Source organism: Streptomyces sp. GB4-14 (assembly GCF_022696125.1).
GTDB lineage: Bacteria > Actinomycetota > Actinomycetes > Streptomycetales > Streptomycetaceae > Streptomyces > Streptomyces werraensis.
The window spans coordinates 477,702-490,303 of the sequence record NZ_RZHO01000002.1; the positions used below are offsets into that span (position 1 = coordinate 477,702).

The 12,602-nt window shown below is 73.6% G+C and carries 14 protein-coding genes; 8 read left to right on the forward strand and 6 right to left on the reverse strand.

Features of this window, described 5'->3' with window-relative positions; genetic code table 11:
• Positions 1 to 170 precede the first annotated feature (170 nt).
• A complete protein-coding gene (locus tag ELQ39_RS03395) occupies positions 171 to 959 on the reverse strand; it encodes an aminoglycoside adenylyltransferase domain-containing protein (RefSeq protein WP_242590937.1) in 789 nt (262 codons plus the stop codon).
• Between the two features lie 37 nt (positions 960 to 996).
• Positions 997 to 1,533 (reverse strand): isochorismatase family cysteine hydrolase, encoded by a 537-nt coding sequence (locus ELQ39_RS03400; protein WP_242590938.1) that lies wholly within the window; start codon positions 1,531 to 1,533, stop codon positions 997 to 999.
• A gap of 130 nt (positions 1,534 to 1,663) precedes the next feature.
• Here ELQ39_RS03400 and ELQ39_RS03405 point away from each other — a divergent pair, with 130 nt between their 5' ends.
• Together ELQ39_RS03405 and ELQ39_RS03410 are read left to right on the forward strand one after the other, a co-directional pair.
• Positions 1,664 to 2,086: a pyridoxamine 5'-phosphate oxidase family protein gene (locus tag ELQ39_RS03405; RefSeq protein ID WP_225628113.1), complete on the forward strand. Its 423-nt coding sequence runs from the start codon at positions 1,664 to 1,666 to the stop codon at positions 2,084 to 2,086.
• 65 nt (positions 2,087 to 2,151) lie between these two features.
• Positions 2,152 to 2,598: a type II toxin-antitoxin system PemK/MazF family toxin gene (locus tag ELQ39_RS03410; RefSeq protein WP_190001896.1), complete on the forward strand. Its 447-nt coding sequence runs from the start codon at positions 2,152 to 2,154 to the stop codon at positions 2,596 to 2,598.
• Here the strand turns inward: ELQ39_RS03410 and ELQ39_RS03415 are convergent.
• The gene (locus ELQ39_RS03415) at positions 2,573 to 3,442 is read right to left on the reverse strand and encodes a TIGR02452 family protein (protein WP_242590939.1); all 870 of its coding nucleotides are present in this window, start codon (positions 3,440 to 3,442) and stop codon (positions 2,573 to 2,575) included. The genes ELQ39_RS03410 and ELQ39_RS03415 overlap by 26 nt on opposite strands.
• A 300-nt stretch (positions 3,443 to 3,742) precedes the next feature.
• Here ELQ39_RS03415 and egtA point away from each other — a divergent pair, with 300 nt between their 5' ends.
• From egtA to egtD, 4 genes are read left to right on the forward strand one after another with little or no spacing between them, the layout of a single operon-like run.
• Entirely contained in the window at positions 3,743 to 5,086 is a 1,344-nt protein-coding gene (gene egtA / locus ELQ39_RS03420) for an ergothioneine biosynthesis glutamate--cysteine ligase EgtA (protein ID WP_242590940.1), read from the forward strand.
• Positions 5,083 to 6,402, forward strand: coding sequence for an ergothioneine biosynthesis protein EgtB (gene egtB, locus ELQ39_RS03425; RefSeq protein ID WP_242590941.1), 1,320 nt, complete (start codon positions 5,083 to 5,085; stop codon positions 6,400 to 6,402). The genes egtA and egtB overlap by 4 nt, the downstream gene beginning before the upstream one ends.
• The gene (gene egtC, locus ELQ39_RS03430; RefSeq protein WP_242590942.1) at positions 6,402 to 7,157 is read left to right on the forward strand and encodes an ergothioneine biosynthesis protein EgtC; all 756 of its coding nucleotides are present in this window, start codon (positions 6,402 to 6,404) and stop codon (positions 7,155 to 7,157) included. The genes egtB and egtC overlap by 1 nt, the downstream gene beginning before the upstream one ends.
• Positions 7,154 to 8,116, forward strand: a complete 963-nt coding sequence (egtD, locus tag ELQ39_RS03435) for an L-histidine N(alpha)-methyltransferase (RefSeq protein ID WP_190001891.1) — start codon at positions 7,154 to 7,156, stop codon at positions 8,114 to 8,116. The genes egtC and egtD overlap by 4 nt, the downstream gene beginning before the upstream one ends.
• Positions 8,117 to 8,132: 16 nt before the next feature.
• On the opposite strand, the gene ELQ39_RS03440 is transcribed toward egtD, so the two are convergent.
• Positions 8,133 to 9,383: an extracellular solute-binding protein gene (locus ELQ39_RS03440; RefSeq protein WP_242590943.1), complete on the reverse strand. Its 1,251-nt coding sequence runs from the start codon at positions 9,381 to 9,383 to the stop codon at positions 8,133 to 8,135.
• Between the two features lie 212 nt (positions 9,384 to 9,595).
• On the opposite strand from ELQ39_RS03440, the gene ELQ39_RS03445 reads away from it, so the two are divergent.
• Positions 9,596 to 9,811, forward strand: coding sequence for a dodecin (locus tag ELQ39_RS03445; RefSeq protein WP_190001889.1), 216 nt, complete (start codon positions 9,596 to 9,598; stop codon positions 9,809 to 9,811).
• 12 nt (positions 9,812 to 9,823) lie between these two features.
• On the opposite strand, the gene ELQ39_RS03450 is transcribed toward ELQ39_RS03445, so the two are convergent.
• Complete coding sequence (locus tag ELQ39_RS03450; protein ID WP_242590944.1) at positions 9,824 to 10,324, reverse strand: phosphatase domain-containing protein; 501 nt, start codon at positions 10,322 to 10,324, stop codon at positions 9,824 to 9,826.
• A gap of 59 nt (positions 10,325 to 10,383) precedes the next feature.
• Between ELQ39_RS03450 and ELQ39_RS03455 the strand changes: the two genes are divergently transcribed.
• Positions 10,384 to 11,403, forward strand: a complete 1,020-nt coding sequence (locus ELQ39_RS03455; RefSeq protein WP_242590945.1) for an LLM class flavin-dependent oxidoreductase — start codon at positions 10,384 to 10,386, stop codon at positions 11,401 to 11,403.
• A 39-nt stretch (positions 11,404 to 11,442) separates the two neighbouring features.
• On the opposite strand, the gene ELQ39_RS03460 is transcribed toward ELQ39_RS03455, so the two are convergent.
• On the reverse strand, positions 11,443 to 12,477 hold the full coding sequence (locus ELQ39_RS03460; RefSeq protein ID WP_225639936.1) for a DUF2382 domain-containing protein: 1,035 nt from the start codon (positions 12,475 to 12,477) through the stop codon (positions 11,443 to 11,445).
• Positions 12,478 to 12,602: the final 125 nt, after the last annotated feature.

Genomic DNA, 12,602 nt, shown 5'->3' on the forward strand with positions numbered 1-12,602 from the left:
GCCGCAGACGGCAGGTTAGAGGACGGCTCTCGTACGCGTCGAACGGTTTTCCGGGCGCGCGCCTCGCGCGGAAGACTGAACCCGCAGGGCGGACAGAGGATCGTAGGCGTGCCCGCCTGCTGACGGACGGTCTCACGGTCCGCCGCGACTGAGAGTGCGCGCGGTTCAGATCAGACCCCGGCGGCCTCGGCCGCCTCCTCGACGCGCGCGGCCACCCAGGCCAGGAACTCCCGCACCTCGTCGGCGGGCAGCACGGCCGCCTCCGCGCGGGGGCGTTCGAAGCTGCGCAGCGCATCGGTGATCAAGGGCTCGAAGGCGGGCTCGGACGCGGCGACGATCTCCCCCGCCCTGCGCTTGGCGAACCAGTGGCCGGTACGGCAGTGGACGGTGGCGCGGCAGCCGTTGAGCACCCTGTTGTCCGCCAGGTGGCCGTCCCCGTCGGCGTGTTCGCGTACGGAGGCGCGGAGCGCGGCGAGCACCGTGGGCCGGTCCGGGGAGGCGATCACGTCCCGGGCCAGGGCGCCGTACAGCGGGAGTCCGGCCTGGTGGGCGACCGAGCGGTCGATGACGTACCAGAAGTCGGACGCGTCCGCGGGGTCGAAACTGACGCGTTCGGGCAGGGAGGGCCCGGTGTTGAGGTCGAGCAGGTAGCCCGCCCCGCCCGACGGGCGGGCAGCGACGTCGGCGGCGTGGACGACCAGTTCGAGGCCGGCGGCGGGGCAGGGCAGCGCGGGGTGGGCCAGCGTCGCCGCGAGCCGGGCGAGGTCCGCGCGGGGCGGGGCCGGGTCGAGGACGACCGTGACGTCGACGTCGCTGCGCCCGTGGCGGTAGTCGCCCAGGGCGAGCGAGCCCACGGCGAGGACGCTCACCAGACGGTCGCCGCAGACGGCGGAGGTACGGCGGACCAGCTCCTCCAGATAGGCGCGCAGTTCCGGCGGCGGAAGGGAGGGACGGCTCATGCCCCCAGTGTCACCCCGGCGAGGCGCCCCGTCCGGGTCACGTCCACAGCTCGCCGCTGTCGCACACCCGTGCCCCCATGTTGCGCTCCATCATCCGCAGGGCCGCGTCCGCCAGATCCTCGTGGATGTGCGCGACGGCGTCCCGGGGAACGGTCACGTCGAAGTGCCGGATGTGCGCGTCGAGCGAGGAGTAGAGCACGCACTGCTCGGTCACCTGCCCGCACAGCACCAGCTGGTCGATGTTCTGCTGGGTGAGCAGATAGCTGAGCGGGGTCTCGAAGAAGATCGAGTGCCGGGCCTTGACCACGAACAGCGACGACTCGTCCGGCACCAGCGGCTCCACCAGGTGCGCGTGCGGCCCCGCCAGGGCCTTGTCGAGCAGCTCCCCGTGGTGGGAGCGCCACTCGCCGAAGTTGTCGTTCACGTAGATCACCGGCGCGTCCTGCCGCCGCGCCCGCTCCAGCAGCCCGGAGATCACCGGGACCACCGTCTCGGCGGCCGGGAGCAACTGGTCGGCGTCCGGGTGGTCGTAGGTGTTGATCATGTCGATGACGATCAGTGCGGTCTTGCCCATGTCTTCAGGGTTCCACCGGAGCGGACGGTCAGGCATCTTCACGCAGGCCGCCCGCAGCGGCCGTACTCCCGACGTCAACGGGGGCCGTCCGGCCCTGGTCGAGGCCCGCTCCGCGACCGACGATGGGGGAATGTTCCACAGCGATGGCTTCCGGGCGCTCGGTCGGCGGGAGTGCCTGCGCCTGCTGGGGAAGGTGCCGGTCGGTCGCGTCGTGTACACGCGGCACGCGCTTCCCGCGGTGCTGCCGGCGAACTTCACCCTGGACCCGGACGGGTCGGTGGTGCTGTGCACGTCCGCCGGCTCCGACCTGGTGCGGGCCGTCGACGGGGTGGTGGTGGCCTTCGAGGCGGACGACTTCCACGCCGGGCGCCGGTCCGGGTGGAGCGTGGTGGTGACCGGCCGGGCGGCGGTGGTGACCGACCCGGCCGAGCACGAGCGGCTGCTGCGCACCGGCCCCCGGTCGTGGATGCCGCTGCGGGACGGCGTGTTCGTGCGGATCGGGAGCGAGATGGTGACGGGACGGGAGCTCACGGGCGTCGGCGGCACACCGTAACCACGCCGCGGGCGGTCAACCCCCTTTGATCAGTACCGCCGGACGGGTGACGTACGGTACCGCCTGTGACCGCCTACACCCCTGAAGACACCCCGGGCCGTTACGGCCCGTACGCCACCGTCGGGACCGAGCCGCGTTCCGTCGGCCGGGTGCGCACCGAGTACTCGCCCGCGTACGACGGCGACCCGGACCCCGGCGAGATCGTCTGGACCTGGGTCCCGTTCGAGGAGAACGACGGCCGTGGCAAGGACCGGCCGGTGCTGGTCGTCGCCCGTGAGGCGGCGGGCACGTTCCTCGCCGTGCGGCTGTCGAGCAAGGGGCGGGCCGGGGACCGGGACTGGTTGCCGATCGGCAGCGGGCCGTGGGACCGGTCGGGGCGCGACTCCTGGGTGGCCGTGGACCGGGTGCTGAGGCTGCACGAGCAGGGCATGCGCCGGGAGGCCTGCGCGCTGGACCGGATGCGGTTCAACTCGGTGCGGCAGCGGCTCAGGGAGCGCTACGGCTGGGAGTGACCTCCGCCGGCGCGTCCACCAGGTCCGCGAAGGCCCGCTCGAACGCGGTGCGTGTCGCGCCGTCCCGCGTGCGGTCCAGGATGCCGAACACCACGTGGGCGAAGGCGCCCTCGAAGCGTCCCCCGGGGCCCAGGTGCGTCGCGAACGCCTCCGCGACCTGGGCCGGGTCGTTGCGGAACACCCCGCAGCCCCAGGCGCCGAGCACCAGCCGCCGGTAGCCGTGGTGGGCCGCCGTCCCGAGGACGTGGCCGGCGCGGCGCACGAGCACGCCGGGGACCTCCCCCACGCGGTCGGGCGCCCTGGAGCGGATCACGCCCGCGTTGGGCGCCGGTGACGTGAGGAAACCGGCCGGGAAGGCGGCGTCCAGCAGGGCGCCGCGGTCGTCGCGGAACACCGGCACGGCCGGGGCGTGGATCACCCGGTCGGTGTAGAACGGGTCCCGGTGGGCGCGGTGGTGGTCGTAGAAGCCGGGCGCCCGCAGCAGGCACGTGTACAGCGCGGAGGCGCGGCACAGGGCCTCCTCCTGGGCCTGCGCGCCGTTGAGGTAGCCGCCGCCCGGGTTGCGCGCCGACGCGAAGTTGAGGACGGCCACGGGGTCCGGGGCGTCCGGGCCGGTGAGGCGGCGGGCGGCTGCCAGGCTGCTCTCGCCGGTGACCTCGAAGCGCGTGGGCACCGGCACGAAGGCAGGCACCGGGACCGGGTCCGGCCCGTGCAGCGTGGTGGCCTGCCGTGCCGCCTCGACGGCGGCCCCGATCTCCACCGCACGGCCGTCCGGCGCGCGGTAGACGCCCGCCGCCACGATCTGTTCCGTCTCCCGGGCGATGCCCCGCAAACGCGCGCTCACGGCGCCACCCCCGTAGCCGCCGTGACCGCGCTCCGCGCGTCCCCCCTCGTCGTGCTCACACGAGCATCCTGAGCGATGCTGATGAGGCGGCGCAACGCGGTTTTCGCCGCTCCGGACGGTCCGGGACCGGAGGTGAAAACCCCCGGTGGCAGGCGGGACGCGGAGGTGACGGACCCCTTACGCCCCGCCGGGCGCTCTTGTGCACGGCGGTCCGAGGGTTTTGGGTGGACGCGTCGATGCCGGCCGGGACCGACATGGTTCAGGGCCGGCGACATGGTGGTGTCTCAGGAGGATTCCCGCATGTCAGATCCGTCGAGCGGTTGTGCGCCGTACCGTACGGCCGTCACCGAAGCCGAGGCGGAGGCCCTGATACGGGGCATCTGCTTCAAGACCGGACCTCCCCGCCGTCTCGGCGTGGAGGTCGAATGGCTGGTCCACGAGTCGCGCGATCCGCGGCTCCCCGTCTCCCGTGAACGACTCGAAGCGGCCTACGCCGCACTGCGTGAGGTGCCCCTGCGCTCGACGCTCACCGTCGAGCCCGGCGGCCAGCTGGAGCTCAGCTCGCTCCCCGCGGCTTCCCTCACCGAGTGCCTGGCCACCGTCTCCGCCGACCTGGACGCCGTACGCGCCGTCCTGCGCCGTGACGGTCTCAGCCTGGCCGGCATGGGCCACGACCCCTGGCGGATTCCCCGCCGGTTCCTCCGGCAGCCGCGCTACGACGCGATGGAGGCCTCCCTCGACCGCACCGGCGCGGCCGGCCGGTTCATGATGTGCACCTCCGCCTCCGTGCAGGTGTGCGTGGACGCCGGTCACGAGGAACCCGGGCCGCTCGGCCACGTACGCCGCTGGTGGATGGCGCATCTGCTGGGCGCCGTCCTGGTGGCGGTCTTCGCCAACTCCCCCGTCTCCGCGGGCCGGCCCACCGGCTGGCTCTCCACACGCCAGCTGCGCTGGGCGCAGATCGGCGCAGGACGGGCCGGCGCGCCCCCGCTGGACGCCGACCCGCGCGGCGCCTGGGCCCGGCATGTGCTGGACGCGCCCGTGATGTGCGTGCGCCGGGACGACGACGGGCCGTGGGAGGTGCCGGAGGACCTGTCGTTCCGGCACTGGACGCGCCGCCGTGCGCCGCGCGCGCCCACCCACGACGACCTGGACTACCACGTCACGACGCTGTTCCCGCCGGTCAGGCCGCGCGGCCATCTGGAACTGCGGATGATGGACGCGCAGCCCGGCGAGGACGGCTGGACCGTGCCGCTGGCGGTGACGGCGGCGCTGTTCGACGACCCGGAGGCCGCCGAGACCGCGTACCGGACGGTGAAACCGCTCGCCGAGCGGACGCGGGGCCTGGCCGCCCCGCGGAACCCGCTGTGGCGGGACGCGGCCCGCGACGGGCTGGCCGACCCGGAGCTGCGGGAGGCGGCGGCCGTCTGCTTCGCGGCGGCGCTGGCCGCCCTGCCCCGGCTCGGGGCCACGACCGCCCTCGTCGACCGGGTCGCGGCGTTCCGGGACCGGTACGTCGCCCGGGGCCGCTGCCCCGCCGACGACCTGCTCGACGCATGGCGCGCGCTCCACGACGGGCGCCCGGACGGATCCGGCGCGCCCCTGCTCACCACCCACCCGCACGGGAAGGACACCCCCTCATGACCGACCCCGCCCTCGACGCCGAAACCCTGCGTGAGCGCGCGGTCGCCTCGCTGGTCGTCGCGCGGGACCGCACCACGCTGCTGACCAGCTGTGTGGAGGACCCCGACCTGACCGCGCAGCACTCGCCGCTGATGTCGCCGCTGGTGTGGGACCTGGCGCACATCGGCAACCAGGAGGAGCAGTGGCTGCTGCGCGCGGTGGCCGGGCAGGAGGCGATCCGCCCGGAGATCGACAGCCTCTACGACGCCTTCGAACACCCGCGCGCCGAACGCCCCAGCCTGCCCCTGCTGTCGCCCCAGGAGGCCCGCAGGTACGCCTCCGACGTGCGCGGACGGGCGCTGGACGTGCTGGAGCGCACCGCGTTCGACGGCACCCGGCTGACCGAGGCCGGGTTCGCCTTCGGGATGATCGCCCAGCACGAGCAGCAGCACGACGAGACCATGCTGATCACCCACCAGCTCCGCAAGGGCCCGGCCGCGCTCACCGCGCCCGACCCTGAGCCGGTGACGCCGTACACGGGTCCGGCGGAGATCCTGGTGCCGGGCGGCCCGTTCACCATGGGCACCTCGGCCGAGCCATGGGCGCTGGACAACGAACGGCCCGCGCATCGCCGTGAGGTGGCGCCGTTCTGGATCGACGCCACGCCGGTCACCAACGGCGCGTACCAGGCGTTCGTCGAGGACGGCGGCTACGACGACCCGCGCTGGTGGACGCCCGAGGGCTGGGCGCACGTACGCCGCGCCCGCCTCACCGCGCCACTGTACTGGCGCCGGGAGGGCGGGCAGTGGCTGCGGCGCCGCTTCGGGGTCACCGAACAGGTGCCGCCGGACGAGCCGGTGCTGCACGTGTGCTGGTACGAGGCGGACGCGTTCGCCCGCTGGGCGGGGCGCCGGCTGCCCACCGAGACCGAGTGGGAGAAGGCCGCCCGGCACGACCCGGCCACGGGCCGCTCCCGGCGCTACCCGTGGGGTGACGCCGACCCGGCGCCCGAGCACGCCAACCTCGGCCAGCGCCATCTGCGTCCCGCGCCGGCCGGCAGCTATCCGGCGGGCGCGTCCCCGCTGGGCGTACGGCAGCTGATCGGGGACGTGTGGGAGTGGACGGCGTCCGACTTCCTGCCGTACCCGGGTTTCCGGGCGTTCCCGTACAAGGAGTACTCGGAGGTGTTCTTCGGACCGGAGTACAAGGTGCTGCGCGGCGGTTCGTTCGCCGTGGACCCGGTGGCCTGCCGGGGCACGTTCCGCAACTGGGACCATCCGATACGGCGGCAGATCTTCTCCGGGTTCCGCACCGCCCGCTCGGCGGAGGGCGCCTGATGTGCCGTCACCTGGCGTACGTGGGTCCGGCGGAGCCGCTGGGCGCGCTGCTGGTGGGCCCGCCGCACGGGCTGTACCGGCAGTCGTGGGCGCCCCGCCGGCAGCGGCACGGCACGGTCAACGCGGACGGCTTCGGCGTCGGCTGGTACGCCGAGGGCGACCCGGTCCCGGCCCGCTACCGGCGGGCCGGGCCCGTCTGGGCCGACCTGTCGTTCACGGACCTGGCGCGGGTGGTGCGCACGGAGGCGCTGCTCGGCGCCGTGCGGGACGCGACGCTGTCCGGCGCCGACGCGGAGGCGGCCGCGGCGCCCTTCGCGTCCGGGGCGTGGCTGTTCAGCCACAACGGGGCGGTGCCGGGCTGGCCAGGTTCGCTCGCACCGCTGGCGGCCACGCTGCCCGCCGGGGACCTGCTGTCGCTGGAGGCCCGCAACGACTCGGCGTTCGTCTGGGCGCTGGTGCTGGCACGGCTGCGGGCCGGCGACGCCATGGGGCAGGCGCTGGCCGACACGGTCGCCGAGGTCGCGGCGGCGGCTCCACAAGCCCGGCTGAACCTGCTGCTCACCGACGGCGTCACCGTCGCGGCGACCGCGTGGGGGGACACCCTGTGGCACCTCGCGCGGCCCGGCGGGGGAACCGTCGTCGCCTCCGAGCCCTACGACGACGACCCGCACTGGCGGGAGGTGCCCGACCGCACCCTGCTGGCCGCGAGCCGTACCGACGTTCTGCTCACCCCGCTCAAGGAGCCTCTCACGTGAGTCCGTTCCGTCTGACCCGCACCCTCCCCGAGGACGCCACCGGCGCCGCGCTGCGCGCCGACGTCCGCGCGGGACTGACCGGCAGCCCCAAGACGCTGCCGCCGAAATGGTTCTACGACGCACGGGGCAGCGAGCTGTTCGAGGAGATCACCGCGCTGCCCGAGTACTACCCGACGCGCGCCGAGCGGGAGATCCTGCTCGCCCGCTCGGACGAGATCGCCGCCGCGTCCGGCGCCCGCACCCTGGTCGAACTGGGTTCGGGCTCCTCGGAGAAGACGCGGCATCTGATCGCCGCCCTGCACGGGCTGCACACGTACGTCCCGGTCGACGTCAGCGAGTCCGCGCTGACCGGGGCGGGACAGGCGCTGGCCGCCGAGCGGCCGGGTCTGCGGGTGCACGCGCTGGTCGCGGACTTCACGGCCGGGCTGACCCTGCCGGACACGCCGGGGCCGCGCCTGGTGGCGTTCCTCGGCGGCACCATCGGCAATCTGCTGCCTGCCGAGCGGTCCGCGTTCCTCGCCTCCGTGCGCTCCCTCCTCGCGCCGGGCGACGCGCTGCTGCTCGGCACGGACCTGGTGAAGGACGAGAAGACGCTGGTCCGGGCCTACGACGACGCGGCCGGGGTGACGGCCTCGTTCAACAAGAACGTGCTGAACGTCGTCGACCGGGAGCTGGGCGCCGACTTCGACCCGGACGCCTTCGACCATGTGGCGCTGTGGGACGCGGAGCACGAGTGGATCGAGATGCGGCTGCGCTCGCGCACCGCGCAGTCCGTGAAGATCCCGGCGCTGGAACTGGTCGTGGACTTCGCGGAGGGCGAGGAGCTGCGCACCGAGGTGTCGGCGAAGTTCCGGCAGGAGGGGGTGCGTGCGGAACTGTCGGCCGCGGGGCTGGACCTGACCCGGTGGTGGACGGACGGGGAGGGGCGGTTCGCGCTGTCGCTGAGCGTCGCCCGCTGAGCCTCACGCGACGGACTCACTCGAAGGCGAGGGTCTCCGTGATGCGCCGCGCCGCGCGCTCGGCCTCCTTCTCCGGGTCGGCGCCGTTGAGCACCTCGGTCATGTACTCCTTGATCGGGTTGTCGGCCTCGACCACGCTCCACCGGGGCGTGGCCGGGGTCGCCCGGCCCCGTGCGGCGCCGGCCGCCATGGCCTCCAGGCCCTCCTCCCCCGCGACCGAGCCGGCGAGGCCCGCCTTGTTGGGCACGTAGTTCATGGTGCGGGCGAGCTCGGTGTTCCAGCGGGCGCCGGTGAGGGCGGCGACGACCTCGACGGCGGCGTCTTCGACGTCCGTGCCGGCCGGGACGACGAGGTCGGAGCCGCCGGTGAAGACGGCGCCGGGGCGGCCGGCCTCCTTGCCGGGGACGGGGAAGTAGCCGATCTTGTCCTCGAGTCCGGGGTTCTGCTGGACGACGGCACGGACCAGTCCGGGGACGGCGATGATCTGGGCGACGCGTCCCTCGGCGAACACGCCCGCCTGCGGCGGGTGTTCCTCGTCGGCGTCGACGGGGCCGTCACCCAGCCTCTGGAGCCGGCGGTAGAAGTCCATGCCGCGCAGGGCGGCCTCGCTGTCGAGGGCGCCCTTCCAGACGCCGTCGCGTTCGGTGGCGAGTTCGCCGCCCTCCTCCCAGATGAACCCGGCGAGCGTGTACCAGTCCTGTCCGGCGAGGTAGATGCCCTGGGTGTCCGAGGTGTCCAGCCGCTCGGTGGTCTCCAGCCACTCGTCGCGGGTCCTCGGCGGGGTGACGCCGGCCGCGCGGAAGAGGTCCTTGCGGTAGACGACGACGCGGTTGGCGGCGTACCAGGGGATGCCGTACTGCTGGGAGCCCCAGCGGCCGGGTTCGGCGAGGCCCGGCAGCCAGTCGTCGCGGCCCCAGTCGCGCATGGACTCCAGGGTGAGGTCGAGCAGGCCGTCGCTCTCGGCGTAGGCGGACACCTGGGTGTTGCCGACCTCGATGACGTCGGGTCCGTCCGGGTCCTTGCCCCGCAGCGCCTGCTGGACCTTCTCGCCGATGCCGGTCCACTCCTGGATGCGGATGTCGAGGTCGAGGGTCTCGTGCTCGCGCTCGAACTCCTCGGTGAAGCGGTCCAGGAAGTCCTGCGAGGCGCTGTGCTGCATCAGCCACACGGTGACGGTGCGCCGCTCCGCCGCGCTGTCGGACATCACCCCGCATCCGGTGAGCAGGGAGGCGGACACACAGACGAGGGCGAGCAGACGGCGTCTCACGTGGGGTCCTGTTTTTCTGTCTGGCGGACAGGGCGGGGCCCGGCGTGGGGGCGAGCCGGAGCTCGGACGGGTGCCCAGCATCTTGGTATGTACCAATGCCCGGGTCAAGGGCGTCAGGCGAACGGGGCCGACACCTCGCGCCCGGGCCCGGGGTGGGGCACGGTGGAGTGACGCGTGCCACTGGCGGGGAACCGCCGTGAGAGGAGCAGAGCATGTCGAACCACACCTACCGGGTCACCGAGATCGTCGGCACCTCGCCCGACGGCGTGGACGCGGCCGTCCGCAACGGCATCGAGCGGGCGTCGCAGACGCTGCGCAATCTGGACTGGTTCGAGGTGACGCAGGTGCGCGGGCAGATCGAGGAGGGGCGCGTCGCGCACTACCAGGTGGGCCTGAAGGTGGGCTTCCGGCTGGAGGAGACGGGCTGAGCCGCCGTACGGTCAGGTGCGGCCCTCACGCTCCTGCGCGTCCTTCAGCTCGCCCGAGGGAGTCGCCCAGCGCGCGTGGACGACGGTGAACCCGGCCCGGCGGGCGTCCTCGCAGACCAGTTCGTCGTCGTCGACCAGCATCCGCACCTGCCGGGTGCGGGCCAGGTGGCGCAGCACGGCCAGCTTGGTGAACCGGGCGGGCCGCCGGTCGGCGTTGCCGCGCATGTGCAGCTCCCCCTCGGGCAGCCTCTGCGCGGCCAGCCAGTCCAGGGTGTCGCGGCGGCAGCGCTCGGGCCGGCCGGTGAGGTAGACGATGTCGCACGCCTCGGCGCTGTCCCGCACCAGCGCGATCCCCTCGGCGAGCGGCGGGTCCTGCGGCGCGGCGGCGAAGAAGCCGTCCCAGTCACGGGGCCTGCGCTCCAAGAAGTGCTGGCGGTGCGCGGTGCCGGCGAGGGTGTTGTCGAGGTCGAACACGGCCAGCGGACGCTGCGCGCGATCGGTGCGGTGGGTCACCCTCCCACCCTAGAGGCGCTTCCCAGGAATCCTGGCCGCTCCCGGGTGTTGAACCCGGTATGAGTTCCGTGATCGCCGCGACCCGCTTCTCCGTCCTCGACCGCTCACGGGTGCGCGAGGGGCACACCGCCCCCGAGGCACTGAGGGACACGGTGGAACTCGCGCGGGAGGCGGAGCGGCTCGGGTACCACCGGTTCTGGGTGGCCGAGCACCACGGCGTGCCCGGGGTGGCCGGTTCGGCGCCGACCGTGCTGGCGGCCGCGGTCGCCGGGGCGACCCGCACGATCCGCGTCGGCACCGGCGGGGTCATGCTGCCCAACCACCGTCCGCTGGTCGTGGCCGAGCAGTTCGGCGTGCTGGCCTCGCTGTTCCCGGACCGGATCGACATGGGTCTGGGCCGGTCGGTGGGGTTCACCGACGGGGTGCGCAAGGCGCTCGGGCGCGACAAGGGCGACGCGGAGGACTTCGCGGCCCAGCTCGAGGAACTGCTCGGCTGGTTCGAGGGCACCTCCCCCACGGGAGTGCGGGCCCGGCCGTCCGAGGGGCTGACCGTGCCGCCGTTCGTGCTGGCGATGGGCGAGGGCGCGGACATCGCCGCCCGTGCCGGGCTGCCGATGGTCATCGGGGACCTGCGCGACCGCGACCGGATGCGGCGCGGCGTGGAGCGCTATCGCGAGCGGTTCCGCCCCTCCGCGTGGGCGAAGGAGCCGTACGTGGTGATCTCCGGAACGGTGGCGGTGGCGGACACGCCCGAGCGGGCCCGGCGGCTGCTGGTTCCGGAGGCCTGGTCGATGGCGTATTCCCGTACCCACGGCACCTTCCCGCCGCTGCCGCCCGCCGAGCACGTCGAGTCCCTCGCCATGACGGCCAAGGAGCGCGGCTTCTTCGAGGCGGGGCTGACCGGGCAGCTCGCCGGCACCGAGGAAGAGGTGGAGCGGGAGCTGGAGGCGGTGCTGAAGGACACCGGCGCCCAAGAGGTCCTTGTCACCACCAGCACCTACGACCGTGACGCACTGCTGGACTCATACCGGCGGCTCGCCGCGCTCGCGGGGCTCGACGGCAGCGCGACGCGCCGGTGAGCACACCGGCGCGTCGCGGGGAGGGCGCGGACGGGGGCGTCACCGCTCGCGGCCCCGGCCCGGGACGTCACGGCCGCGTCCGGGGGTGTCCCCGCGGTCCTTGCGGCCGGACTCGTCGGTCATCTCCGTCTCGGCCTCGATGCGCTCCTTGCGCACCCGGCCGCGCACGGTCTCGTTCGTGACCTTCTCCTCGGTGGTCATCCGCACGCGCTCGACCGGCACGGCCTCGGTGCTGACCACGGGGCGCTCCTCGTGCAGCGTGACCTCGTGCTGGTCCTCCTTGAAGGCCGGCCCGGACATGGCATCCTCGCGGTTGGCGTCCGTGATCGGCTCGCGCTCCACGCGTACTTCCTCGTGACGGACCGGGACGGTCTGCTGCACCTCCTCGGTCACCACGTACTTCCGCAGGCGTGCCCGGCCGCTCTCGTGGCGTTCGACGCCGACGTGCATGCGCTCCTCGGAGCGCGTCATCGCGTCGTTCGTGCCGCGCGTGCCGGCCTCGCCGCGGTGGGACATGGCGCCGGCCGCGCCGGACCGTTCGGCGGTGGTGCCCTTGGCGCCCGCCGCGGAGGACCTGCCGCCCTGCGCGCCCGTCATGCCGGCCGCACCGGACGTGCCGGCCGTGTCGCCGCGGCGTCCGGTCGCGGCACCCGCCGCGCCCGCCGCTCCGGCCGCGCCCGCGGCGCCGGCGGTTCCGGTGGTCCCGGCCCGGCCCGTGGTGCCGTCGCCGCCCTTGGGGTCGCCGAGGACGTTGTCCCAGTTGATGCCGTAGTACTCGTACAGCCGGTGTTCCTCGTCCACCGACAGGTGGCCGCCCGCGTCGATGTCCACGCTGGGCGCGCCCTTCACCTTGTCCTTGGGATAGGGCACCTCGAGGTGGTCCTCGACCAGGGAGGCGTCACGGATGGGTATGAACGATTCACTGGAACCGAACATCCCGGTCTTGACGGTCACCCACTCGGGGCGTCCACTCGCGTCGTCGAGGAAGACGTGCTTCGCGTCGCCGATCTTGTTGCCGTCCCCGTCGTACACGGGGTGATCCAGCAGGATCGAGATCTCTTCGCGGGTGATCATCTGTCATCACCCTCCTCTCGGGTCACTTCTCCGGTTCTCCTGATCAGGAGGTAAAAAACAGGACGAAAGTGATTAATCGCACTTTCTTTTGCACAGTGCGACAGGAGGGTGTCCGGGGAACGCGA

Coding starts and splice junctions, on each gene's coding strand:
- ELQ39_RS03395 (WP_242590937.1), bottom strand. CDS start 959: ATGAGCCGTCCCTCCCTTCCGCCGCCGGAACTGCGCGCCTATCTGGAG.
- egtA (WP_242590940.1), top strand. CDS start 3,743: ATGTCAGATCCGTCGAGCGGTTGTGCGCCGTACCGTACGGCCGTCACC.
- ELQ39_RS03455 (WP_242590945.1), top strand. CDS start 10,384: ATGAGTTCCGTGATCGCCGCGACCCGCTTCTCCGTCCTCGACCGCTCA.
- egtB (WP_242590941.1), top strand. CDS start 5,083: ATGACCGACCCCGCCCTCGACGCCGAAACCCTGCGTGAGCGCGCGGTC.
- ELQ39_RS03405 (WP_225628113.1), top strand. CDS start 1,664: ATGTTCCACAGCGATGGCTTCCGGGCGCTCGGTCGGCGGGAGTGCCTG.
- ELQ39_RS03400 (WP_242590938.1), bottom strand. CDS start 1,533: ATGGGCAAGACCGCACTGATCGTCATCGACATGATCAACACCTACGAC.
- ELQ39_RS03460 (WP_225639936.1), bottom strand. CDS start 12,477: ATGATCACCCGCGAAGAGATCTCGATCCTGCTGGATCACCCCGTGTAC.
- ELQ39_RS03445 (WP_190001889.1), top strand. CDS start 9,596: ATGTCGAACCACACCTACCGGGTCACCGAGATCGTCGGCACCTCGCCC.
- egtC (WP_242590942.1), top strand. CDS start 6,402: ATGTGCCGTCACCTGGCGTACGTGGGTCCGGCGGAGCCGCTGGGCGCG.